The organism is Rhizobium sp. PvP014 (genome assembly GCF_017876855.1).
In the GTDB taxonomy this organism is placed as follows: domain Bacteria; phylum Pseudomonadota; class Alphaproteobacteria; order Rhizobiales; family Rhizobiaceae; genus Neorhizobium; species Neorhizobium soli.
The window spans coordinates 120,501-144,858 of record NZ_JAGIOT010000001.1 but is presented as its reverse complement, the minus strand read 5'-3'; the positions used below and the strand labels follow the sequence as shown (position 1 = coordinate 144,858).

Below are 24,358 nucleotides of genomic sequence, written 5' to 3'. Positions count from 1 at the left end.
CTGCCGGCTCTAATGTTGGGGCAAAAGGAACAACCGAAACCTCTGCATGTTCTCCCCGTGCAACGAATCGGAGTTTCATTTGTCCATTTCATCGAACGACACGAATTTTGCGGCGCGCGATGCCGCCATAGCGATCAACACCTACACGACCGTCCTTCGTCGTCCAAAAGTGCCGCACGAAACGTTCGCCAATTATTGGCGCGATGTGCATGGCCCGCTCTGTTCCCGAATTCCCGGGCTTGGATGGTATGTACAAAACCACTTCAACCGCGAACAGGACGCGCATCTCTGGCCTGAAATCGACGGGGTTTCGCCATTTGAAAACTATGTCCTGGACGGCGGCGTCGAGATCGGCTTCGAGACGGCGGCCGACCAGAAGAAATTCAATGACGCCTGCTCGATCCTGTTTGCGGACGAGCAGAACATGTTTGCAGCAACCGTTGCCTATGCCCTTCCCAAGGGCTCAACCACACTCATCGATCGCAGCGCCGACCCGGTTCCCAACGGAGACGACGGACTTGATCGCATCCACGTCCATCTCGGCTCCAGGACAGGCGATGCGTTCGCCTTTGCAACGTTCATGACGAACCTTGCCGAGAAGATTTCCTCAGACCCTGCCGCTATGAAAGTGCGTCTGCACCTGCCCGATGTCTACGACAACGCAAAACCCGCACCGCCTGCTCCCGGCGTCGATCATACTGTTCCAGACGAGCGCCGGCACATTGCGGTGTTGGAGCTCGCATTCGCCAGCCCGCTTGCTCGTCGGCAGTTCTACGGCGGCGATCTGTTCCAGAGCACGCTCTCCGACCAGAAAGCCCAGATCAGCCATGCGACTGCCTTCGCAGTGAGCGGCATCTATACCTATGTCCGCGACAAGCAGCTGACGACCGCGGGATTGAGAGGAAGCCGACAGGCGCAGCTGATCGAGACGCTGGGAGCCGCCAACCAGGTCTCCGACGATGTTCGCACCCTTCTTCATAAGGGCGAATTGTAAGACTGGCTGTCGGTGCTTTCCTCCGCTGTATGGCTCGGGCGGGAGACGCCGACGATGTGAACTGTCGTCTCGCCGCCAGCTTCGAGATCGGGTCGCCTATGGCGGCTCGACGGGAGGCCGATCTTGTGCCACACGATTTCCACGATCCTCTTTGAATAGGGATTGCAGATAGTGCTAAAATTCCCCAGTTGAGCTGGTTCGTGCCACCACGTTGGGACCGATATGGCGAAAGACCAGTTGATGAAGATCGAGATACCCACAGACAAGATTTCCTCAAGAGAGCGGTATCTCGAAGCCATCGTCCAGAGCGCGATCGACTACGCGATCATTTCGATGGATCTCGATGGTCTCGTGACCAGTTGGAACGAGGGTGCTCGGCGTGTTCTCGGCTGGGATGCAGACGAGATGGTGGGCAGGCCGGCCACAGCTTTCTTCACGCTCGAGGATCGCGAGCAGGGCATCCCGCAACGGGAGATGACTGCCGCCCTGAGCCAGGGGCGTGGTAGCGACGAGCGATGGCATCTGCGCGAGGACGGTTCAACCTTCTGGGCGTCCGGCGAGATGATGGCGTTGCGATCCGATGACGATACCGTCATAGGCTTCATCAAAATCCTTCGCGACAGAACGCAGGAAAGAGAACAGGCCGACCAGCAACGCCTGCTCATGCTCGAGCTCGGTCACCGGATGAAAAACACCATCTCGGTGGTGCAGTCGATTGCAACGCAGTCGATCCGCAATGCGGCCTCGCTCGAAGATGCCGGCGAGAAGCTCCAGTCGCGCATGTCGGCCTACGCCTCGGCACACGATATTTTGCTCCAGAAGAACTGGGTGAGCGCGACGCTTGGCCAGATCGTGAACGCCGCAACGATCAACATCGGTCTTGAGGGTTCAGACCGCGTCCGAATCGAGGGACCGGAGATCGAGCTTGATCCCCAGGCCGCCCTGTCGTTTTCGCTGGTTCTGCACGAGCTTTTTACGAATGCCTCCAAATACGGCGCACTCTCCGAGAGCAATGGTCACATCGATATTGCATGGAGAATTGAAGTCCGGGAGGGAGAGGATTTTCTGATCTCGTCTTGGCGGGAAGTCGGCGGGCCACCCGTCGCTATCCCGACCAGAAAGGGATTTGGCTCTCGGCTCATCGCGTCCAGTCTGAACTCTTACGGAACCGCCACGACCGATTACGAGCCGGATGGTGTCGTCGTGACAACTGCGATGCCCTTGTCCAGTATCCAGTTCGAAAAAACCTGACCGCGGTCGGCACAACAAGGTTCTCTGATTGTCAGGTATCGCGTGATACAACTGGAACAAGGACTTGGTTTTGGAGCCTTTACCAGACGATAGCAGCAACGAGCTTGATGAAAAACCCGTATCGGATATCCCGACGACGCGTATGCTGTCATGGGCGCGCAACTCCGCTATCTATCGTCTGTCCAAACGGATGCACACGGAAAAGCAGCTCCGGCAAGCGATCACGCGCAAGGCGCGGGAAAAGTTCGAAGACATCGGCGATGCGCAAGTCGAGGCGCTTGCGGCGTTTGCCGTGAAGTTCGGCTATGACAACAGCGCTCTCGATGATCAGGCTTACGCAGAAGTCGCGACCCGTTCTGCGCAACGAAGCGGCCGGTCGAAACGCGCGATTTCGCAGCGGCTCGTGATCAAGGGAATAGACCGGGAAACCGCCTCCGAGGCAGTCGCTGACGTGAACGATCTGCGTGCCGCGGTCGTGCTCGCGCGAAAGCGGGCATTTGGCCCGTTCAGGAGAGTGGAGCTCGATCAGAAACGCAAGGCCAAGGAGCTCGCATCGTTTGCACGCGCAGGCTTCAGCTCGGAAATCGGGAGGCAGGTTTTCGAGATGCATCGCGACGATGCTGAGGTAGTCCTGAGCGAAGACGTGGTGTGAAGGAGCGCCGAACAGCTCTCCGGTCATTGGGGCGATGCTGGCTAGATGTTGCAGCGTATTCCTAAGTCGTAGAAATGCGTGTCGATAGTAAACCTTTGCATTTTTTGCGCTTTTAAAGCGTATCTCATCAGTACCAGCTAAGTAAATTACCAATATACTTATAATTTATAAAATCTCTGATGCGTGAAGATTTTGATTTTGTTGCGGTTGGTGGCTGATTTTATTTAAAAATTGAAATCCGTAGGACATAACCCTATATCAGGTATGCCTGCGCAAAGCCTGACAGGCTGCCGGCGCGAATGGCCCGGCGGGTTCCGATATCCCAGGGCGCGTTTCAAAACCTGACATCGTTGCGATAGCGACCGTTCCACCTGATTTGCTGGCGCAGCTACCGACCTCAGATCGAACTGATCTTAGCGGCATACCCACGAGGTATCATGACGGTAGAACATCTAGGCGTGCAGCCCGCAGCAAAGCCGTGGGGCCGTCGTGAACTGAAGCCGTGGAGCCAGTCGGACGGCACGACTGTCATTGGTGAGCTGCGCTACGCGCGCAACTGTCCAGACCGTGACGCTTCGGCACTGCTTCTCAAGTTGCTGTTCACGTCTCAGGCACTGTCGATCCAGGTCCATCCGGATGACGCGGCCGCGCAGGCCGTCGGCATGAGGAACGGCAAGACGGAAGCGTGGTACGTCCTGTCTGCTGACGACGGTGCCGAAGTGGGGATCGGGTTGAAAACGCCCGTTTCCAAGCAGGAGTTGCGCGACGCCATATCCGACGGTTCGATCGGTTGCCTGCTCAACTGGCAAAAAGCCTATGCGGGTGATGCGTTCTTCGTCCCTGCCGGAACCATCCACGCGATCGGTGCGGGGCTCGTCATTGCCGAAATCCAGCAGGCGAGTGACACGACATACCGTCTCTTCGACCATGGAAGCGCGCGTGAACTCCATATCGAACAGGCAGTTTCAGTGGCGCAGCTGGGACAGGCACCGCGCCAGGAACCGATGCGTCATCTGACGAAAGAGAGAACGCTACTCGTCTCCTGCGACTTCTTCGTGCTTGAGCGGGTGACACTTCCTGCAAACACGCTGTGGCAACTCAAGGCCGAAAGCGAATGCTGGCTCCTTCTCCTTGCGGGCGAAGCGTCGATAGGATCGATGGCGCTGAAGCTTGGTGATGCCGCTTTCCTGGAAGCGGATGACGCATCGATACAAGCCGGTGCTGCTCCGATCACAGCTTTGCTCGCCTATGCCGGCAAAGACGCCCGGGAAAACCTGCTGCGGGACGTCGGTCCGCTCCGGGACATGCCGGATCCCAGGAAGACGACCTTTGTTCAACCCTTAGCGGACGTTCCAGCGTTCCCTTCAACGGAGACGCTGTCATGACCCAGACCAGGAAAATTGCTTTCGTCGGCAACTCACTGCCGCGCCGCTGCGGCATCGCGACCTTCACGACGGATCTTGAGCAAGCGGTATCGAAAACCTCGGCAAACGTCGAAACGGCGATTGTCGCCATGACGGATCATGGCCAGGTGTATGACTATCCGCACAGCGTCCATCTGCAGATCGCGGACGACGACCTTGCGGAATATGTCGCAGCCGCGAAATACCTGAACGCTGAGAAATTCGATATCGTCTGCCTCCAGCACGAGTTCGGCATCTTCGGAGGCAATGACGGAAGTCATATCCTGGCGCTGTTGTCACGGCTGACGATGCCTGTCGTAACGACGTTGCATACGGTCCTTGCCGAACCGACACCATCTCAGCGCCGGGTCTTCAACAATATCGTCGATATCTCGTCGAAGGTGGTGGTGATGGCCGCGCGGGGGCGCGAGCTGCTGCAGGAAGTCTATGATGTGCCGGCGGAGAAAATCGAGTTCGTCCCGCACGGAATCCCGGAAATCGCCTTCAGCGAGCCGGACGAGGCGAAGACGAAACTCGGTTTTGAGGGGCGATCCGTTATCCTGACGTTCGGCCTGTTGTCACCCAACAAGGGCATCGAGGTCATGATCGACGCGATGCCGGTGATCCTGCAGAGCAGGCCGGACGCAGTCTACGTCGTGCTTGGCGCGACCCACCCGAATCTTGTGCGGACCGAGGGCGAGACGTATCGACAGTCGCTCGTAGCGCGTGCGGAGGATCTCGGCATCGAAGACCATGTGGTCTTCCTCGACCGTTTCGTCGACCTGCCGACCCTCCTCGACTTCATTTCGATGTGCGACGTCTACGCGACGCCTTATCTCAACGAAGCCCAGATGACCTCAGGCACGCTTGCTTACAGTTTCGGGCTCGGCAAAGCCGTTGTATCGACCCCGTACTGGCACGCGAGCGAGCTCCTTGCGGATGGCTCCGGCGTTCTCGTACCGTTCGGCGATTCCGAGGCGATCGGTCGGGAAATCGCAGCATTGCTGACCGACGATGACAGTCGCAACGCGATACGCCGTCGCGCCTATGCCGCCAGTCGGTCTATGACCTGGCAGCGCACGGGCCAGCGATACCTCTCGCTGTTTGAGGCGGTCATCCAGCCAAAAATCCGGCCCGGTGCTGTCCCGCCAGTTGGCCGCAAGCCGTCGGCCCTCGGCTCGCCCGGTGTGCCCGAGCTCCAGTTCGCATACCTCTTGTCGATGTGTGACGACACCGGACTATTCCAGCATGCCGTCCATTCTGTCCCGGACCGGTCGCATGGTTACTGCGTCGACGACAATGCCAGGGCACTGCTGCTTTCAGTCACTCTCATGGCCTCCGGCGAAACCCAGTTGCCCGATATCCTGACCACGCGGTTTGCGTCCTTTGTCCAGCATGCGTGGAACCCGGATCAAAAGCACTTTCGCAATTTCATGGGTTTTGACCGGCGATGGCTGGAAGACAAGGGCTCGGAAGACAGCCATGGCCGCACCCTCTGGGCGCTTGGACAGTGCGCGCTCAACGACACCAGTTCGGCGAGACGCAGCTGGGCTACCGATCTGTTTGCCGAAGCCCTGCCGACAGCAGTCGATTTCACCTCTCCTCGCGCATGGGCATTCACGTTGCTGGGACTGGACGGATACTGTGCGGCCCGGCGCCACGACATCAATGCCCGACGGGTTCGGTCCACTCTTGCAGATCGGCTGATGGCGCTTTTCTCGCGTGTGGCCACACCGGATCGGCCGTGGTTTGAAGAGGGGTTGTCCTATGACAACGCCCGTCTGCCTCAAGCTCTGATCCTTGCGGGTCTGGCCGCTGAGAAGCCAACCCATATTTCGGCTGGCCTGCAAAGCCTGCGCTGGCTGATGACGATGCAGACTGCACGGACAGGGCATTTCCGCCCGGTCGGTTCGGATGGTTTTGGTGATGTCGACTTGCCGCCACAGCATTTCGACCAGCAGCCGGTCGAGGCGGCCGCAACCATCTCTGCCTGCCTGACGGCCTGGCATGCCGAGAAACGCCCTGAATGGCAAAGCAATGCACGGATGGCGTTGGACTGGTTTACGGGTGCCAATGATCTTTCCGTCCCGCTCGTGGATATCGACACCGGAAGTTGTCGCGATGGGCTGCATCGCGCACGCCCCAACGAGAACAGGGGGGCCGAGTCCGTGCTCGCTTACCTCTTAGGCCTCGTCGAATACCGCAGGATCGTGCGGAGCGGCAGTCAATCGGCAACCTCCTCCCAATTGCACGCCCTGAGTGCCTGATCCCGAATTCCGTTCAAATGAAATGAGATCGCTTTGTCAAAAGCCGTTGTTGTCAACCGCCAATCGCTCTTCCTACGACCCGATTCCTCCCGCGTGGTCGTGCGTCCGTTCAAGCCCGCTACCGAACCCCGGGATCTGAATCCGACGGATAAAACCCGCGCGAACCTTATTGTCGATCGGGTGCTGGCGCTGGAACCGCAGGCCGCCGATCTTCTTCTTGCGGACGTGCTCGAGAATTTTGAGGGCCGCCACCGTAACCTCCTGGCGACGTTCGAAGCACGCGCGAAGGAGATGGAAGAAGCCTTTGCGCCGCACACGGTTTTCAGCCCGACGCAGCGACAGCTGATCGGGGCCTACTTCCTCAACGAATATTCGTTTGAAGCCTCGGCACTGTTCAACCCCAGTATCGTCGCTCATCCGGATCAATCGGGCGTGCCGGAGGGTAGCCGCCGGTTTGTCTTGAGCCTGCGCGCCGTCGGCGAGGGGCATGTCTCCTCGTTGACGTTCCGCACGGGACTGATCGCGCCCGATGGCGGCGTGGATATAGAACCGACTGCACGGCTTGCATCCACCCCAACGATCCAAACGCCGCTGTCAGGCTCATCGGATGAGAGCGTCGAACTCAGTTTCAGCGCCGACCAGCATATCAGCGAACGCGTCATTTTTCCGGTGACACCAGCTCAGTCGAACGGCATCGAAGATGCACGCTTTGTCGAATTCGAGACGGAGGAGAATGAGGAAAAGACGTTCTATGCGACCTATACCGCTTACAGCGGCAAGGCCATCCGGTCGGAGTTACTGCAGACCAGCGACTTCATCTCGTTCAAGATGACGCCGTTGACCGGCACGGCGGCGATGAACAAAGGGATGGCGCTGTTTCCGCGGAAGATTGATGGTCGCTACGCGATGATCGGTCGGCAGGACAACGAAAATCTCTACCTGATCTATTCCGACGACCTGCACGAATGGAACGGCGGCCAAGCGATCCTGCGCCCCAAATTTCCCTGGGAGTTCGTGCAGATGGGAAATTGCGGATCCCCAATCGAGCTCGACGAAGGATGGTTGCTGCTCACACACGGTGTGGGCCCGGTCCGTCGGTATGCGATCGGGGCCGCACTTCTCGACAAGAAGGATCCCTCGAAGGTTCTCGCCCGGTCACGCGATCCGCTCGTTCGTCCGGAAAAGTCGGAACGTGAGGGGTACGTCCCGAACGTCGTCTACACATGCGGTGGAATGCGGCACGGCGACCTGATCATATTGCCATACGCAGTCTGCGATACGGTTTCCAACTTCTCGACGATCAGGATTTCGGAGCTGCTGCAGACCCTGGACGGGTGACACGTCCAGTGAAAAACGGCGGGGACCAAAGTCCCCGCCGCCGACTGAATTAACGCGACTTCTTGTAAAGCTTTTCTGCGATCTCGAACATTTCTTCCGGCGCGTAATCCGGCGTGAATGCCGAGGGAACGCCGGTCAACTGGTGGATCTTGCCACCGTCGGGCATTCCATCGATCACTTCGAGTTCGCCCGGAGGATCGTTCGGGAGGGCGACTTCGCCATTGCCCCAGATGCCCGCCATTTCCTTGTAGTCGTTCGGGCTGAACGTGTAGAGCCGGCGATGCGAACCCTCATCCAGGTATTTCTGGCATTCCGGGATCTTGGAAAGCGGAATGTTCGGCGTCGGCAGGAACTTTTCGATTTCAACGCCGGTGATTTTCTTCAGCGCCAACGCGTAGGCATGGGCGTGAACCGAACCGCGCACGAGAAGATAGCCGCAAACTTCGCGACCCGTCGGGTCCGTCAGCGTTTCGTAGACGCGCAGCTTGTGCAGTCGGGCACCGCATTCCAGATGGAAATTGTGCAAGAGATCGACGACGACATTGCCCGTGCTGGTGATGAAATCGTTATTCCACGATACGCCGTTGCTGTTGATCGGAGCCGCTCCACCGCCACCGGACAGAAAAGCCGCGGCCAACCGCATATCCTTCATATCCTCGAAGGGTGCGCCCGAAATATCGCCACCGTCGCCTTCGTCGCCCCCTGGAATGTCCGGGCCGTTGTTGAGCATTCCAACGCCATTGCTGACAAGCTCGACATGGCCAAGTTCTTCTGCAGTGATACTGGCAACAAGGCTGTAGAACGGCTTCAGTTTTTCCTTGGACCGAAAGTTGAAGCTCTGAAACATGTAGTTTCCAAGCGTCGACATTTCTCCATATTTCCCGCCAAGCAATTCCTGGAGTGCTGCAGCAGCATTGGGGTCAGCACGTTTCGGTGCCGGCAGATTTGCCTGCAGCTGATCAACTCGCATGAACATTGAGGTATTCCTTTGGTTGTAGGTCTCGTCCCAACCACCGGGCAAGATGCTTGTTCCCCGGAAATATTACTCATGCTCAGAATTAACCGTCGAAGGTGATTATGTTGCTTTTGTTCCAATATTTCGTGATGTCCGACGATTTTGACGGAACTTGAATGACGCGAAACTGTTAACGGCGCACTCACGCGTCTGTGAGGCGCTTTAAGGATCACCATCATGGTAACACCAGTCACAACCCATCTACCGCACGAAACCACTCATGGCGTCTCAGTCAATGCGACGTCGGCATTGAACAAAGTATCCTGGGGAGCAATCTTTGCAGGCGTCGTCATCGCGCTTGCAGTGCAGTTCCTGCTCAATCTTCTCGGCGTCGGTCTTGGTGCCGCGGTGCTTGATCCGGTCACCTCCGACAACCCGACTGCCAGCACCTTCTCAATCGCCGGCGGCATCTGGTTTGTCATCGCCGGGATCATTGCGGCCTTCGTCGGCGGCTACGTCTCGAGCCGCCTGTCCGGCCGCCCGAGCAACTCGACGGGCGGTTACCATGGTCTGACGACCTGGGCTGTTACAACGCTCGTGGTCCTCTACATGCTGACAACCTCGATCGGCGCTCTCGTCGGCGGCGCATTCAGCGGCCTGTCGAGCGTCATCGGTGGCGTTGGCCAGACGGCAGCAACGGCTGCGTCGACCGCAGCGCCTGCAATTGCCAATTCCGCCAACCCGATGGCCGGTATCGAGCAGCAGATCCGCAGCACAACCGGTAACGATCCGCAGGCTCTCCAGAACGCTGCAGTTGCCGCTGTTCAGGCAGCCGTAACCGGCGACCAGGCAAAGGCAGAAGATGCCCGCAACCGTGCCGCTGAAGCAATTGCCCGCTCGCAGAACATCCCGGTCGAACAGGCTCGCCAGCAGGTTCAGCAGTATGAGGCAACATACCGCGAGAACGTCGAAGCTGCAAAGCAGCAGGCACTTGAAGCCGCAGAAGCCACGGCAACTGCCGTATCTGCTGGTGCAATCCTTGGCTTCATCGCCCTGGCACTCGGTGCAATCGCCGGCTGGGTCGGTGGCAGCTTCGGGACGAAGAAGAACGTGGTCGTAACGGAGACCGTCGGTCGCCGCACGGTCTGATCTGACAAGCAAAACAACGAGCCCGCGCCAACGGTAGATGCCGATGGCGCGGGTTTTTTCATGCGAACAATGTCTGCTTGAAGTCGTGGCGCAGATCGGCCTCGCCAGCGCATCTGATGGTAACGAGTGCAGAAGGCTTGGTCCTCACCGCAGAATCGAGATCTCCTCACCATCGATACGCAGAACTGTCAGTTTTCCGGAATAGACTGCTCCGGTATCGATCCCGATGCGACCGATCCCATAATCAGGATCTTCCTGCGGCGTATGCCCGTGGATTACGATGAGATGTGGAAGTTCAGGCCCTTGCTTGAGGAACGCCCCGCGGATCCACATCATATCCTCATCGCGCTGCTCTTCGATCGGTATGGCCGGTGCCACGCCCGCATGAACGAACAGGACTTGGCCGGCCTTGAGGCTGACAGGCAGATCCATAAGAAATGATCGGTGCGTTTCAGGTACCGCCTCCTGCAAGACGTGCATGAGAGACGCGCCGCTACCTTTGCGGCGGAGGCTCAGATGCTGCAGATCCACGCCGTAGGATGCGAGCGTCTTGTCGCCGCCCATTTCCAGCCAGTGCATATACGCTTCGGGACGCTCCAGAAAGCGCAGGAACAGATCGTCGTGGTTGCCGCAAAGCGTCACGCGTTTCAAACCGAGAGCGCTGGGGCTCGAGAGATGTTCGAGCACCTGCGCCGATGCGGGTCCCCGATCGACGTAATCGCCGAGGAGAACAACGAGCCCGGGGCGTCCCAATCGCCTCATGTCATCCGCGATGACGGCTTCAGCCCTTTTCAGCAGGTCAAGACAGCCGTGAACATCGCCGATCGCGTAAAGCGGGTAGGGTAACGGTTCGCTTCCAAGGTCGAGCCTTCGCCTGCGCTGCTCGCCAAGTTGCGGTGAGGCGCGCAAGGTCAACCAGCGGATCATCTTTCGCATGCGCCGTAATCCCCGTTCGAAATCCGCCAGGGATTACGGTCGCTTTGAAGGTTCTTGCTTGTCCCGCTCAAGGCAACACCGCCATGTGCCGGATCCCGGGTTCAGATGCTCTTGCCCACACCCGTATAGGCAAAGCCGTGTGCTTCAACTTCCTGAGCGCGATAGACATTGCGCAAGTCGACGAGAACCGGCGTTTTCATGATGGACTTCAGGCGGTCGAGGTCGAGGGCTCGGAACGCATTCCACTCGGTCACGAGCACGGCGACATCCGCACCTTCTGCTGCTTCATAGGGTCCCGCTGCGAACTCGATGTCCATCATCTGCTTGGCATTTGCCATGCCTTCGGGGTCATAGCCGGACACGATCGCGCCGGCATCCTGCAAAGCCTGAACGACGGCGATTGCCGGGCTGTCGCGCATGTCGTCGGTATTCGGTTTGAAGGTAAGGCCGAACAGAGCGACTTTCTTGCCGCGCACATCGCCACCGGCAGCGGCGATCACCTTGCGGCCCATGGCACGCTTGCGGCTGTCGTTGACAGCAATCGTGGTCTCGATCAGACGCACGGGTGCGTCAAAGTCCTGTGCCGTCTTTGCCAGCGCCAGCGTGTCCTTTGGAAAGCAGGATCCGCCATAGCCCGGACCTGCGTGCAGGAATTTCGATCCGATGCGACCGTCGAGGCCGATCCCGCGCGAGACGTCCTGAACGTCGGCTCCGACCTTCTCGCAAAGGTCCGCCATCTCGTTGATGAAGGTAATCTTCATGGCGAGAAAACCATTGGCGGCATATTTGATCAGTTCGGATGTGCGGCGTGATGTAAACAGCAGCGGCGACTGGTTGATGAACAGCGGCCGGTAGACCTCGGTCATCACAGCCTTGGCACGGTCATCCGAGAGGCCGACAACGATGCGGTCCGGACGTTTGAAGTCATCGATCGCTGCCCCTTCGCGCAGGAATTCCGGGTTGGAGACAACGGCGACATCCGCATCCGGATTGGCTTCCCGGATGATCCGCTCGACTTCGTCGCCGGTGCCGACAGGCACGGTGGACTTCGTCACGACGACGGTGAAGCCCTTGATCGAAGCTGCGATCTCTTTTGCGGCAGCATAAACGTAACCGAGGTCGGCATGACCATCGCCACGACGCGAGGGGGTGCCAACGGCGATGAAGATGACGTCGGCTTCGCTGACGGCCGGCGCAAGCTCGGTCGTGAAGGAAAGACGGCCGGACCTGGCGTTGCTTTCGACCAAGGCATCAAGGCCGGGCTCGAAGATCGGGATGACGCCATTCTTCAGGGCATCGATCTTTTCCGCGGCCTTGTCGACGCAGATCACGTCATGGCCGAAATCTGCAAAACACGCTCCGGACACAAGCCCGACATAGCCCGATCCAACCATTACGATACGCATGAAATCTCCTGAGAATTGGGTCGCTTATATTTGCGCAAGTTAAAATGTAGTAGGTCAGGCTAAAGATTGTCGATGTAAATTGATTCCAAGCATTCCTTACATGCCTCCTTATGTTTTCTTGCAAGCAAAAGGCAAAGGGTTTGCTGCGTTATAGTTACCCCCGATGACAAGTTTTTTCTCTTCCGCGCGGTGAAGTTCATATTCGCGAAATTGCATTTGCAAATACGAGACATCAGGGTGTAGCGAGAGCCATCAGCATGTCATGGTTTTGGGGCGAGAGCGGTATGCCATTTGCGAGGGCAGCCTTTCGAGTGTTATGTCTCCGCTCCCCGGGAAGACGATCTTGACCGGCATCGAGGACAAGGTCGCAGATCTGCGCAACACGGTCGGCAAAAGCGTAATTGCCGCCCCGCTCGGGATCGATAACCACAAAAAACTGGCCAGTGAATGGCGTCTGCGCACCCTTGTGGCCACTCCAGTCGAACTCACCTGAAAAATAGCCGCCGGTCAGGGCCGCACTGAGGATTTCGATCATCAACGCGATCGAATTGCCTTTATGCCCGCCGAATGGCAGCAGAGCACCGCCGTCAAGAATTGCCTTCGGGTCGGTTGTCGGTTCTCCGTTGCGGTCGACACCCATGCCGGGCTTCAGGTCATGCCCGGCGCGTGCCGCGATCTGCACGTCGCCGTGAGCGATCGCAGAAGATGCCTGATCGAATACGAATGGAGCAGAGCCCGCGCGCGGCGAGGCGAAGGCAATCGGGTTGGTGCCAAACACCGCCTTGTGGCCACCGTGCGGTACAACACAGGCCATGCTGTTGACGACGCTCAGGGCGACAAGCCCCTCATCCGCAAACGGTTCGACATCCGGCCAAAGCGCGCTGAAGTGATGCGAGCGACGGATAGCAAGGACCGCAACGCCGTTGGCTTTGACTTTTTCGATCAGGTGGGACCGCGCGGCGAAGAACGCCGGCTGGGTAAATCCGCCCTTGGCATCGACGCGGAGAAAGGCCGGGGCGACGTCCTCCACCTCCGGCACGGCTTTGCCATCGACCCAGCCGCTCTTCAGAGAGGATACATATCCCGGCATGCGGAAAATCCCGTGGCTCAAAGAGCCATCGCGCTCACAGCCGGCACAGTTTTCGGCAAGGATCTGGGCATTTGGCTCAGATACGCCGTTGCGAACGAAAATCGTCTTCAGCAAAGCGACCAGATCGTCAAAGCCGATATGGATGGCAGCACTTTCTGTCATGTTCTCTCCTGCGTAGCCGTTCCGCTCGGTATCTAGATGTCGCTTCAGTTCGGCGCGAGAATAGCCGCAGACGCCGCGCTTTCAATCCCGGTGATGAGAAGTTCCGCGACGGACCACCATAAATCGGAGCCCCTTAGAAGGACGATAGATATTTCCTATCAAGCCATGCTGTTCTGCCGCTTGATCAAATCGTCCCCGCGACAAATAGATGCAGCATGGATACAGGATTTATCGGTAAAAAATCGTCGGCCGCAGGCGGCTGGGGCGCATTGAAAAGCTGCGGCAAGCAGCTGCTGAACAGCGGCTCTCCGCTGTCCGGTGCAAGGGCAATGCTGAAGGCCAATCAGCCTGACGGTTTCGACTGTCCCGGCTGCGCCTGGGGCGATCCGGAGCATGGCTCCTCGTTCGAATTTTGCGAGAATGGCGTGAAGGCCGTCTCGTGGGAGGCGACCGAAAAGCGCGCCACACCGGCATTTTTCGCGGCACACACCGTTTCCGAGCTGCGCCGTCAGTCCGACTATGAGCTTGAGCTCAACGGTCGTCTCACCCATCCGATGCGTTACGACGCGGCAAGCGATCGCTATCTCCCGGTCACATGGCAGGACGCGTTCGCCGAGATCGGCGACATCCTCAAGGGATTCGACAGCCCAGACCGCGCTGAATTCTACACGTCCGGCCGCGCCAGCAACGAAGCGGCATTTCTCTACCAGCTGTTCGTGCGCGCCTACGGCACCAACAATTTCCCCGACTGTTCCAACATGTGCCATGAGGCGAGCGGCGTGGCTCTTCGCCAGTCGATCGGCGTCGGCAAGGGAACGGTCCTGCTCGAGGATTTCGAGAAGGCCGACGCGATCTTCGTGATTGGCCAGAACCCGGGTACCAACCATCCGCGCATGCTGGGCGACCTGCGGCGCGCCGCGGTCCGCGGTGCCCAGATCGTCGTCTTCAACCCGGTCAAGGAGCGCGGTCTGGAGCGGTTCTCGGATCCGCAGGACAAGCTGCAGATGCTGCGTGGCGGCGCGACCGATATCGCCAGCGACTATCTTCAGCCGCAACTGGGCGGCGACATGGCCGCCGTGCGCGGGATGTCGAAAGCGGTTCTGGCCGCGGAAGCAGCAGCTGTTGCAGCCGGCCGTCCGTCCGTGCTCGATCACGCGTTTATCGCCGAACACTGCGAAGGCTTCGACGCCTATCTGGCCGCGGTCGAGGCAACCAGCTGGGATGAGATCATCTCGCAGTCTGGCCTGACCCGCGAAGCGATCGAACGCGCTGCAGACGTCTACATGCAGGCAGAGCGCGTCATCTGCACCTGGGCCATGGGTATCACCCAGCATCTGCACTCGGTCGCGACCATTCGCGAAATCTCGAACTTCATGTTCCTGCGCGGCAATGTCGGCAAGCCGGGAGCCGGACTGTGCCCTGTGCGCGGTCATTCCAATGTTCAGGGCGACCGGACGGTCGGTATCAATGAGAAGCCGCCGGCTGCCTTCCTCGACGCGCTTGAGAAAGAATTTGGTTTCGCGGTTCCACGTGCGAACGGTCATAACGTGATCGCTGCAATCGGTGCGATGCTGGATGGTTCCGCACAGGCGTTCATCGGGCTCGGCGGCAATTTTGCCCGCGCCACGCCCGATAGCGCATTGGTCGAGCAGGCGCTTCGCAAGCTCAAACTCACCGTGCATGTCGCAACCAAGCCCAACCATTCTCATCTGATGCCGGGCGATGTCTCGTTCATCCTGCCCTGCCTTGGCCGCACCGAGATCGATCTTAACTCTGCCGGCAATTCGCAGCTCGTCAGCGTCGAGGATTCGATGAGCATGGTGCATGGCTCGGCCGGCATCAACAGGCCTGCCTCGCCGCATCTTCTCTCAGAAGTCGCGATCGTTGCCGGCATGGCCGCGTCCACCGTCGGCTCGGACATGATCAACTGGGCGGCTCTGGCCGACGATTACGACCTGATCCGCAAGCATATCGAGGCGACCATTCCGGGCTTTGAGGATTTCAACGCGCGTCTGCGCAAGCCGCGAGGCTTCCACCTGCGCAACACGGCTGCCCATCGTGAGTGGGTCACGCCGACGGGCAAGGCATCCTTCTCCGACATCGCCCTGCCGTCCGAGACCGTCAATCAGGCCGCCCTCAAGCGCCACGATCACTTTGCGCTGCAGACGTTCCGCTCACATGACCAGTACAACACGACGGTCTACGGTCTCGACGATCGCTATCGTGGCGTTTACGGCGAAAGACAGGTCATCTTCATGCACCCCGAGGACGTGAAGGCGCTGTCCGCAAAGGCTGGGGAACGCGTCGACGTCGTCTGCGAGTACACTGACGGCATCGCCCGCGTTGCATCTGATTTCCGCCTTGTTCCCTACGACATTCCGCGGGGCAGCATCGCCGGCTATTATCCCGAACTGAATGTTCTCGTACCGATCGGAAGCGCGGGCGAAGAGAGCGATACGCCCACATCCAAATCGGTGATGGTCTCCGTTCGCCGTCGCGAGGCGGCGTGACGGGCAACCCGCCGGATCCAGACCGGTTTATGGCGCTCACTGCCAGGCTGCAACAGCAGGATCCCCGCCTCAGCGGCATACAGGCGGGGATGATCATTGCGCTCGAACTCGATGTTGCCAGGGACAGCCGCAGCTTTTCGCGGCTGTTCGGCATCGAGCATTCGATCGTGCTGCGTGAACTGACGGACATTCCGGGTGCCTGGCTTCAGGTCACCAGCAAGGATGAACGCACGCTCAGGACATTTTACCGCCGGCCTGACGACGGCGCGGCTGTTCCCGTCGAATAAAAAGCTTTGTTGGAGGCGGTTGCAACCTCTTTCCCGCGCTGACCTCCGGTGCGGGCATGAGGACGTCATGTCTCACCATGGTCCCACTGCCTATAAGGTGCTGCAATCGAAGTCCGGGTGATCGGCCCGGGCTTCTGTGCGTCGGTGACTGGTATCCATACAGCAAAGTCCGTCGCCTCCATCTCTCGCATCGCTCAATGGCGGGACATTCCCTGCCGTGCGCCTGGGTTCGTTCGTCTTGTATCCGCCGACGTTCGCCAACCTCGTTGATGATGCTTTCCCTAAGTGCTGTGCTAGCTGACTAGTTGTCTCGACCTTGCGACGATTGTTGTCGCCGCCGTGGCACTTTCTGCGTCTTGCTTCGTTTCAGTTGCGATCTTGACTGGGGTTGTGTTCCTGAAAGTCGTGACAGTCAGATCTGTGCATTGCAGCAACGAGTGAAAGGGCTGTCGGCGCTGTCGATGGTGCGTTGCTCGTGACCGCGAGGATTGTGCGTTGCAACTAACTTCTTGCGGTTGCAGAGGTTTTTCCGCACGGGCCTGAAACTTATCTCATTTGTAAGAAAGTGATGACCCGCCTCTTGAAGCTTGCATCGCATCGACCAAATGATGGCCGTCACTGAGAAGTTTGAGTTTGTCATGCCCGCATTTATGGAAAAGACCTTCGGCCCCACGGAACTTGAAGTCCTCGATATCGTACTCGAGAATTGGCGAGCGAAGTATCATCTCGAGAGGAGCGATCCGGACGTCAGTATCGCGGCTGCGGTCATGATCAACCTGTTCCGGGAAGGCAATCACACGATTCCAGAACTGGAAACAGCGCTTGCCGGCCACAAAGCGCTCGCCGATCTCATTTCATGACGCTTGCCGCTTGCATCGGTCGGAGCCTGGCGTGATGATGGACGTGATGTTCCTCTGAGCCGGTAAATCGCCTGATGCCCTACCAGACCACGATCGAGCAGACGGTCTTTCGTTTCCGTGATCTGAAGGATCTCTTGGCCAAGGCGACGCCCGAGCGGTCTGGTGACCAGCTTGCGGGGGTGGCGGCAGAGGGTCCGGTAGAGCGGCTTGCGGCGCAGATCACACTCGCAGACCTGCCGCTTAAGGCATTCCTCGCCGAGGAGCTGATCGCGGCCGAGACCGACGAGGTCTCGCAACTGATTGCCGACCAGCACGACCTTTCGGCATTCGCACCGATCTCGTCGCTGACGGTCGGCGAGTTCCGCGAGTGGCTGTTGAAGCCCGAGACGGGACAGCGTCAGCTGGAGGCAGTCACCTTCGGCCTGACGCCTGAAATGGTCGCAGCGGTCTCCAAGATCATGCGTGTTCAGGATCTGATCTCGGTCGCCGCCAAGCGCGAGGTCGTCACACGCTTCCGCTCGACGATCGGCCTTACCGGCCGGCTTTCCACGCGCAACCAGCCCAACCATCCAACGGATGACTCGCGCGGCATCGCAGCGTCTGCAGTCGACGGCCTCCTGATGGGGTCGGGCGATGCAGTGATCGGCGTCAATCCTGCAACCGATAGCATCGAGGATTACGTCCGGATCGTCTCCCTGCTCGATGAGTTGCGCTCCCGTCTGTCGATCCCTACCCAGACCTGCTGCCTCGGCCATGTCACGACGGCCATCCGGGCAATCGAGCAACAGGCTCCTGTCGATCTGGTATTCCAGTCGATCGCCGGCTCGCAAAAGGCAAACGAAGGTTTCGGTGTCGATCTTGCCATTCTCAGGGAAGCACATGACGCGGCGCGGGCTCTCAAACGCGGCCCTGTCGATGCGAACCTGATGTATTTCGAAACCGGACAGGGTGCCGCGCTTTCGGGAGATGCGCATTTCGGTGTGGATCAGCAGACAATGGAAGTGCGAGCCTATGCGGTCGCCCGCGCGTTCGACCCTCTTCTGGTCAATACCGTCGTCGGTTTCATTGGTCCCGAATATCTCTTCAACGGCAAGCAGATCATCCGCGCCGGGTTGGAGGACCACTTCTGCGGCAAGCTCATGGGTCTGCCGATGGGGGTCGACGTCTGCTACACAAACCATGCGGATGCCGACCAGGAAGACATGGATACGCTCCTGACCCTGCTCTGTGCCGCCAATGTGAACTTCGTCATCACCGTGCCAGGCGCTGACGATATCATGCTCAATTACCAGTCTCTGTCGCACCACGACGCCGTTTACTGCCGCGAGACTCTAAAACGCCCGCCTGCACCGGAATTCGAAGCATGGTTGAACGAGATGGGGCTCACCGATCCGGCAGGCTATTTGAAGGACGATCCGGTGCGGCTGACCCGGCACCTGTCCGAGCTTGCTCTTCTTGGAGCCTCGGCATGACGGATCGCGATCAGCCTGTCCCGGTGGAAGACGCCGAAAAGCGCAGCCTCGATCTCAGGTCGATGACCGCGGCCCGGGTATCGCTCGGACGCTTCGGCGCCGGTCAGCCGACAAAGGTGCAACTCGCGTTCCTGATGGATCACGCACGGGCGCGCGAGGCGGTGTGGAGCGGGATGGATCGCGATGGCCTTTCGCAGCGTCTGAAGTCGATGGGCCTTGGCGCAATCGAGGTCACAAGCCTTGCGGAAGATCGCGGAACATACGTCCGTCGCCCGGATCTTGGCAGGCAACTTTCCGGACCGTCTGTCGATTTGCTTCGTTCGGTGAGACCCGAAGGCGGCGACAATTTCGATGTGGTCATCGTTGTCGCCGATGGGTTGTCGTCCAATGCGGTGGAAATCAACGCAACGCCGCTGATCGAGGCGCTTCAAACACGCTTGAAGGAATTGAATCTTTCCCTGGCGCCGATCGTTCTGGCTGAAAATGCGCGGGTTGCGCTGGCCGACCCGGTCGGCGAGGCACTGGGGGCCAAGGTATCGATCATTCTCATCGGAGAGCGACCGGGGCTTTCGGCAGCCGACAGTCTTGGCGCCTATGTCACCTACGAACCGAGGTCAGGCACGCCCGATTCCCGACGCAACTGCATATCGAACATCCGCGACGGCGGGATGTCGATTGCCAGCGCGGCCGATGCGATCACGGCTCTGGTCAAGGCAATGCTGCAGACCGGTATAAGCGGCGTGGCTCTACGGGAGGCAGCAGCGCTCCTGGGTTAGGCCACATATCAAAAGGGCGGCACCTTAGAAAGGTACCGCCCGTTTGACGCTTGGGAGCGTATCTTATTCCGCCGGCTGCAGGACAGGGGCTACCGGATCGCCGGTCAGCTCACCGGCCATCGCCTTGTCCAGCATGTCCTTGTCCAGCTCGTTTTCCCAGCGTGCGACGACAATGGTCGCAACCGCGTTGCCGACGAGGTTGGTCAGGGCGCGGCACTCCGACATGAAGCGGTCAATGCCGAGGATGAGCGCCATGCCGGCGACTGGGACGGAGGGAACAACCGATAGCGTTGCAGCTAGCGTGATGAAGCCTGCACCGGTGATGCCGGCGGCACCCTTGGAACTCAGCATGGCCACGAGCAGAAGCAGGATCTGATCACCAAGTGACAGGTCGATTCCCGTCGCCTGAGCGATGAAGAGCGCTGCCAGCGTCATGTAGATGTTGGTGCCGTCGAGGTTGAACGAGTAACCGGTCGGGATGACCAGGCCGACAACCGAGCGCTTGCAGCCTGCACGTTCCATCTTCTGCATCAGGCCGGGAAGCGCTGCTTCCGACGACGAGGTGCCGAGAACGAGCAGCAGTTCCTCTTTGATGTAGCGGATCAGCGAGAAGATCGAGAAGCCGTTATACTTCGCCACGGCGCCCAACACCACGATCACGAACAGAAGTGCGGTGATGTAGAATGTCAGGATCAGGTAGGCGAGGTTGGCGACCGAGCCGATGCCGTATTTGCCGATGGTAAATGCCATCGCGCCGAAGGCACCGATCGGAGCGGCCTTCATCAGGATCGCAACAAGACGGAAGATCGGGGCAGTGAGCGAGATCAGGAAGTCGGTGACCGGCTTGCCCTTTTCGCCGACCATGCCGAGCGAGATACCGAACAGGACCGAGAAGAACAGGACCTGGAGAATGTCGCCCTGGGCAAACGCGCCAACGATGGTTTCCGGGATGATGTTCATCAGGAAGCCGGTGATCGTCGTCTCATGCGCCTTGGTTGCGTAGGTCGCCACGGCCTTGCCGTCCAGCGTGGACGGATCGATGTTCATTCCGGCACCCGGATGCAGCAGGTTGCCGACAATCAGGCCGACGATCAGTGCGAGCGTCGAGAAGGTCAGGAAGTAGAGCATCGCCTTGCCGGCGACCCGGCCAACCTTCTTCAGGTCGGACATGCCGGCGATGCCGGTTGCCACGGTGAGGAAGATCACGGGAGCGATGATCATCTTGACCAGCCGGATGAAGGCGTCGCCAAGCGGCTTCAGGCTGGCGCCGAATTCAGGCCAGAAGTGGCCGATCAGCATGCCCGCGATGATCGCGACGATAACCTGGAAATACAGGTGGCGATAGAATGGCAGTGCCGCCGGCTTGCCGGCAGCGGGTGTCGAGATATCCATAAAGTCCTCCAGTCGCCCCGCTCTAGGTTCCCACCCGGGGCATGTTCTTAGAATCGAACTTGAGGCGAGCAAGGGACGTGCCAGATCCGCACGGGTCGACTAAGCTATTGAATTAACTTGACGGCGCTATCTTAACCCGGAGTCACGCAAAACGATTTGTGCGAACTACCGCACCCATCCTTGATGTTTGTGCGAAATCATGCTCATAGGGGCAATGTCCTACACAAACGATCCTCAGCCTGCTGAGCACCTGGTTCGGAAATTTCGGCTGGCCTGGATCGTGTTTGGCGTCGCTGCGATCAGCATCGTGGTCGCTGCAGGGTTTGCGGTCGAGCGCTACGGCCGTGCATCAGCTTTAACGCGACTGGAAGCGCAGGCTCGAACGGATGCGGACTTGAAGGTTGCTCTCCTGCAGGCCGTCCTCGAGCGACCGCGGGCGCTACCGTTGCTTCTGGCCGGTGACCGCGAGGTCCGCGACGCTTTGGTCGACTTGAGCGCCGATGCGGCTATTGCGAAGAGAGAGGCACTGGATGCCAAACTCGAAGACCTGGTCGTTAAGACCAATGCCAGCGTGATCTATGTCGTTGGCCCGGACGGGATTGCGATCTCGTCGAGCAATTGGCGGGAGCCAACAAGCTTCGTCGGCAACGACTATACGTTCCGTGCCTATTTCACGCGGGCGATGCAGGAGGGGGCGGCTGAACATTTCGCACTGGGAAGCGTCAGCAAACGGCCCGGTCTCTACATCTCGCAACGCGTCGGTCCGGCCGAAGCGCCGCTCGGCGTGGTCGTTGCAAAGATGGAGTTCGATCAGCTGGAAGCGGACTGGCGCAACTCGCAGCGCCCTTCGTTTGTTGTTGATTCCAGCAACGTCGTACTGATCACCAGCCTCCCATCCTGGCGGTTCATGACGACGCAGCCGCTGGATCCGGACGATCTCGGCGCCATTCGCCAAAGTCTGCAATTCGGCGATGCGCCGCTTCTTCCCCTGCCATTCATCCGCCAGCAGCCGGTCGGAGACAACGCGCGGACGCTGCAGGCTATTCTTCCGGGAGGCGCGGGAGCAGAAGACTTCCTGGAGATCACGACCCCGATCCCGTCCACCCCCTGGCGCTTCGAATATCTTCTGCCAATCTCGAAGGCGATGTCCGATGCGCTTCGCGAAACGCGGCTGATGGCGATCCTGGCCGTAACGACACTATTGGCGCTGGCAGCCTTCCTGCTGCGTCGGCGGCAGGTGACTGAGATGGCGATTGCCCAGCAGAGGCTTGCGCGGGAAGATCTCGAAAATCGGGTTGCAGCGCGCACGATCGACCTCAGTCTGGCGCGCGACAGGCTCGAAGCGGAGATCATGGATCACAAGCAGACCGAGAGCCGGCTGCAGTCCGTCCAGCAGGATCTGGTACATGCCAACAGGCTTGCCATCCTCGGCCAGGTTGCAGCCGGTGTCGCCCACGAGATCAACCAGCCTGTCGCGACGATCCGCGCCTATGCGGACAATTCCAAGGTACTGCTCGAACGGGGCAGGGCCGAGACTGCGGTCGAAAATCTGGATCACATCGCGTCTCTCACGGAACGGATCGGTGCGATTACGGATGATCTGAAGGCACTTGCGCGCAAAGGCCGACCGGCTCCGGAACCGGTCCTGCTGCAGGAAGTCTTCGACGGTGCGACCATGCTGGTTCGCAGCCGCTTCACCGGACGAATGGATACGCTGAAGATCACGCCGCCGCCAAGCGGGCTGGTCGTGATGGGGAGCCGGTTGCGGCTGGAACAGGTGTTTATCAATCTGTTCCAGAATGCGCTGGAGGCTGTTGAGGGCCGGCCGGATGCGCTGATCCAGGTGACGACGGATGTGTCTGCCGATCGGGTGCTGGTGCATGTCTGCGACAACGGTCCCGGCATCGCGCCGCAGATTCTCAAGGCTCTGTTCGAGCCCTTCAACTCGTCGAAGGAAAAAGGGCTGGGGCTCGGCCTCGTCATCTCCAAAGACATCGTCACCGATTACGGCGGGCGCATCGAGGTCGAGAGCCGCGATGGACGGACCTGCTTTACAATATCGCTCGTGAGAGCTGATGAGGAAAACGATCATGACAGAGCCTGACATGGGCGCGGTACCGGTTATCCTGATAGACGACGATGCGGATCTCCTGCGCGCCACAGGCCAGACGCTGGAGCTTGCCGGTTTCGAGCCGATCGCGTTCACCTCGGCCACGGACGCCCTGTCTAAAATTTCCGCCGACTTCCCGGGCATCGTCGTCTCCGACATTCGAATGTTGGGGCTCGATGGTCTCGAACTTTACGACCGCCTCCGCAGTCTGGACGAAGAGCTGCCGGTCATTCTGATGACCGGCCACGGCGATATTCCAATGGCTGTGAAGGCCATCCAAAGCGGCGTCTACGACTTCCTTGCCAAGCCGTTTGCGACGGACAGGCTTGTGCAATGCGTCCGGCGCGCTGCTGAAAAGCGACGTCTGACACTGGAAAACCGCCGGCTGCGCGCAGCAGCTCAAAGTTCCAGCCAGGAATCCCCGTTGATCGGCCAGACACCCGTCATGCAGCGACTACGCAACATGCTTCGCCAGATCGCCGATACCGATATCGATGTCCTCGTCACCGGCGAGACCGGAAGCGGCAAGGAAATCGTTGCCGGTCTTCTGCATGGATGGAGCCGCCGTGCCGCCGGGAACTTCGTGGCGCTCAATTGCGGCGCCTTGCCGCAGCAGGTGATCGAAAGCGAGCTGTTCGGTCACGAACCGGGCGCCTTCACCGGCGCGCAAAAAAAGCGCATCGGTCGCATCGAGCACTCGAGCGGCGGCACGCTTTTTCTCGATGAGATCGAGAGCATGCCGATGTCTGCGCAGGTGCAGATGCTGCGCGTGCTGGAGATGCGCGAGGTGATGCCGCTCGGGACAAACGAAGTGCGTCCCGTGGATCTGCGGATCATCGCCGCGTCCAAGGTGGATCTGGGCGATCAGGCTCAGCGCGAGACGTTTCGGGAGGACCTCTATTTCCGGTTGAACGTCGTTACGATCGCCATTCCGCCCCTGCGGGAGCGGCGGGACGATATTCCCCTGTTGTTCAGCTATTTCGCAGATCGTGCCGCAACCCGCTTCGATCGGGAAGCGCCCTCGATCACGCCAACAATCGGCCAATACCTGCGCGACCATCACTGGCCCGGCAACGTCCGCGAGTTGTCCCATTTTGCCGAGCGTGTGGTTCTGGGGCTCGATCCGACAAGCTCTCCCGCTCAGCAATCAGCCGATCCGGAAACGGGTTCGCTGCCCCAGCGGCTGGAGCGATACGAAGCCGAGATCATTCGTGAAACGTTGACGGCGTGCGATGGCGATGTGCAGCAGACGATTGCAGCGCTCGGCATTCCCCGCAAGACCTTCTACGACAAGCTGCAGCGGCACGGCATCGTCAGAAGCGAATTCGCGGACAAGCGCCTTTCCTGA

General features: G+C 59.4%; 19 protein-coding genes. 14 read left to right on the top strand and 5 right to left on the bottom strand.

Annotated elements, in window-relative coordinates; all coding sequences use genetic code 11:
* Positions 1-79 precede the first annotated feature (79 nt).
* The 6 genes from J3A65_RS00630 to J3A65_RS00605 all read left to right on the top strand — a co-directional run bounded on the left by J3A65_RS00630 (position 80) and on the right by J3A65_RS00605 (position 7,905).
* Positions 80-994, top strand: coding sequence for a hypothetical protein (locus tag J3A65_RS00630; RefSeq protein WP_245341363.1), 915 nt, complete (start codon positions 80-82; stop codon positions 992-994).
* Between the two features lie 222 nt (positions 995-1,216).
* The gene (locus J3A65_RS00625; RefSeq protein WP_245341362.1) at positions 1,217-2,245 is read left to right on the top strand and encodes an HWE histidine kinase domain-containing protein; all 1,029 of its coding nucleotides are present in this window, start codon (positions 1,217-1,219) and stop codon (positions 2,243-2,245) included.
* A 70-nt stretch (positions 2,246-2,315) separates the two neighbouring features.
* Complete coding sequence (gene recX, locus J3A65_RS00620) at positions 2,316-2,897, top strand: recombination regulator RecX (RefSeq protein ID WP_281064455.1); 582 nt, start codon at positions 2,316-2,318, stop codon at positions 2,895-2,897.
* A 437-nt stretch (positions 2,898-3,334) separates the two neighbouring features.
* Positions 3,335-4,282, top strand: coding sequence for a class I mannose-6-phosphate isomerase (locus tag J3A65_RS00615; RefSeq protein WP_209898433.1), 948 nt, complete (start codon positions 3,335-3,337; stop codon positions 4,280-4,282).
* Entirely contained in the window at positions 4,279-6,567 is a 2,289-nt protein-coding gene (locus tag J3A65_RS00610; protein ID WP_209898430.1) for a glycosyltransferase family 4 protein, read from the top strand. The genes J3A65_RS00615 and J3A65_RS00610 overlap by 4 nt, the downstream gene beginning before the upstream one ends.
* A gap of 33 nt (positions 6,568-6,600) precedes the next feature.
* Positions 6,601-7,905, top strand: a complete 1,305-nt coding sequence (locus J3A65_RS00605; protein ID WP_209898427.1) for a glycoside hydrolase family 130 protein — start codon at positions 6,601-6,603, stop codon at positions 7,903-7,905.
* Between the two features lie 49 nt (positions 7,906-7,954).
* On the opposite strand, the gene J3A65_RS00600 is transcribed toward J3A65_RS00605, so the two are convergent.
* Positions 7,955-8,881: a manganese catalase family protein gene (locus tag J3A65_RS00600; protein ID WP_113110092.1), complete on the bottom strand. Its 927-nt coding sequence runs from the start codon at positions 8,879-8,881 to the stop codon at positions 7,955-7,957.
* A gap of 216 nt (positions 8,882-9,097) precedes the next feature.
* Here J3A65_RS00600 and J3A65_RS00595 point away from each other — a divergent pair, with 216 nt between their 5' ends.
* Complete coding sequence (locus tag J3A65_RS00595) at positions 9,098-10,009, top strand: hypothetical protein (RefSeq protein WP_062576535.1); 912 nt, start codon at positions 9,098-9,100, stop codon at positions 10,007-10,009.
* A 144-nt stretch (positions 10,010-10,153) separates the two neighbouring features.
* Here J3A65_RS00595 and J3A65_RS00590 read toward each other — a convergent pair whose 3' ends face one another.
* The 3 genes from J3A65_RS00590 to J3A65_RS00580 all read right to left on the bottom strand — a co-directional run bounded on the left by J3A65_RS00590 (position 10,154) and on the right by J3A65_RS00580 (position 13,603).
* Positions 10,154-10,945, bottom strand: a complete 792-nt coding sequence (locus J3A65_RS00590; protein ID WP_209898425.1) for a metallophosphoesterase family protein — start codon at positions 10,943-10,945, stop codon at positions 10,154-10,156.
* 101 nt (positions 10,946-11,046) lie between these two features.
* A complete protein-coding gene (locus J3A65_RS00585) occupies positions 11,047-12,351 on the bottom strand; it encodes a UDP-glucose/GDP-mannose dehydrogenase family protein (protein WP_062458806.1) in 1,305 nt (434 codons plus the stop codon).
* A 232-nt stretch (positions 12,352-12,583) separates the two neighbouring features.
* The gene (locus tag J3A65_RS00580; protein ID WP_062458809.1) at positions 12,584-13,603 is read right to left on the bottom strand and encodes an Ldh family oxidoreductase; all 1,020 of its coding nucleotides are present in this window, start codon (positions 13,601-13,603) and stop codon (positions 12,584-12,586) included.
* A gap of 215 nt (positions 13,604-13,818) precedes the next feature.
* On the opposite strand from J3A65_RS00580, the gene J3A65_RS00575 reads away from it, so the two are divergent.
* The 5 genes from J3A65_RS00575 (at position 13,819) to eutC (ending at position 19,508) form a co-directional block, all read left to right on the top strand.
* Positions 13,819-16,113: an FdhF/YdeP family oxidoreductase gene (locus J3A65_RS00575; protein WP_062458812.1), complete on the top strand. Its 2,295-nt coding sequence runs from the start codon at positions 13,819-13,821 to the stop codon at positions 16,111-16,113.
* Positions 16,110-16,400 carry a hypothetical protein gene (locus J3A65_RS00570; RefSeq protein WP_348635241.1) on the top strand — a complete coding sequence of 97 codons (291 nt, stop codon included), beginning with the start codon at positions 16,110-16,112 and terminating at the stop codon, positions 16,398-16,400. The genes J3A65_RS00575 and J3A65_RS00570 overlap by 4 nt, the downstream gene beginning before the upstream one ends.
* Positions 16,401-17,005: 605 nt before the next feature.
* Complete coding sequence (locus tag J3A65_RS00565; RefSeq protein ID WP_244631534.1) at positions 17,006-17,260, top strand: hypothetical protein; 255 nt, start codon at positions 17,006-17,008, stop codon at positions 17,258-17,260.
* A gap of 74 nt (positions 17,261-17,334) precedes the next feature.
* Positions 17,335-18,732, top strand: a complete 1,398-nt coding sequence (locus J3A65_RS00560) for an ethanolamine ammonia-lyase subunit EutB (protein ID WP_209898422.1) — start codon at positions 17,335-17,337, stop codon at positions 18,730-18,732.
* Positions 18,729-19,508, top strand: a complete 780-nt coding sequence (gene eutC / locus J3A65_RS00555; RefSeq protein ID WP_209898418.1) for an ethanolamine ammonia-lyase subunit EutC — start codon at positions 18,729-18,731, stop codon at positions 19,506-19,508. The genes J3A65_RS00560 and eutC overlap by 4 nt, the downstream gene beginning before the upstream one ends.
* Before the next feature lie 63 nt (positions 19,509-19,571).
* Here the strand turns inward: eutC and J3A65_RS00550 are convergent, their stop codons facing one another.
* A complete protein-coding gene (locus tag J3A65_RS00550; RefSeq protein WP_062458822.1) occupies positions 19,572-20,900 on the bottom strand; it encodes a dicarboxylate/amino acid:cation symporter in 1,329 nt (442 codons plus the stop codon).
* Between the two features lie 214 nt (positions 20,901-21,114).
* On the opposite strand from J3A65_RS00550, the gene J3A65_RS00545 reads away from it, so the two are divergent.
* Both J3A65_RS00545 and J3A65_RS00540 read left to right on the top strand, forming a co-directional pair.
* The gene (locus J3A65_RS00545) at positions 21,115-23,004 is read left to right on the top strand and encodes an ATP-binding protein (protein WP_209898415.1); all 1,890 of its coding nucleotides are present in this window, start codon (positions 21,115-21,117) and stop codon (positions 23,002-23,004) included.
* Positions 22,991-24,358 carry a sigma-54 dependent transcriptional regulator gene (locus tag J3A65_RS00540; RefSeq protein WP_281064454.1) on the top strand — a complete coding sequence of 456 codons (1,368 nt, stop codon included), beginning with the start codon at positions 22,991-22,993 and terminating at the stop codon, positions 24,356-24,358. The genes J3A65_RS00545 and J3A65_RS00540 overlap by 14 nt, the downstream gene beginning before the upstream one ends.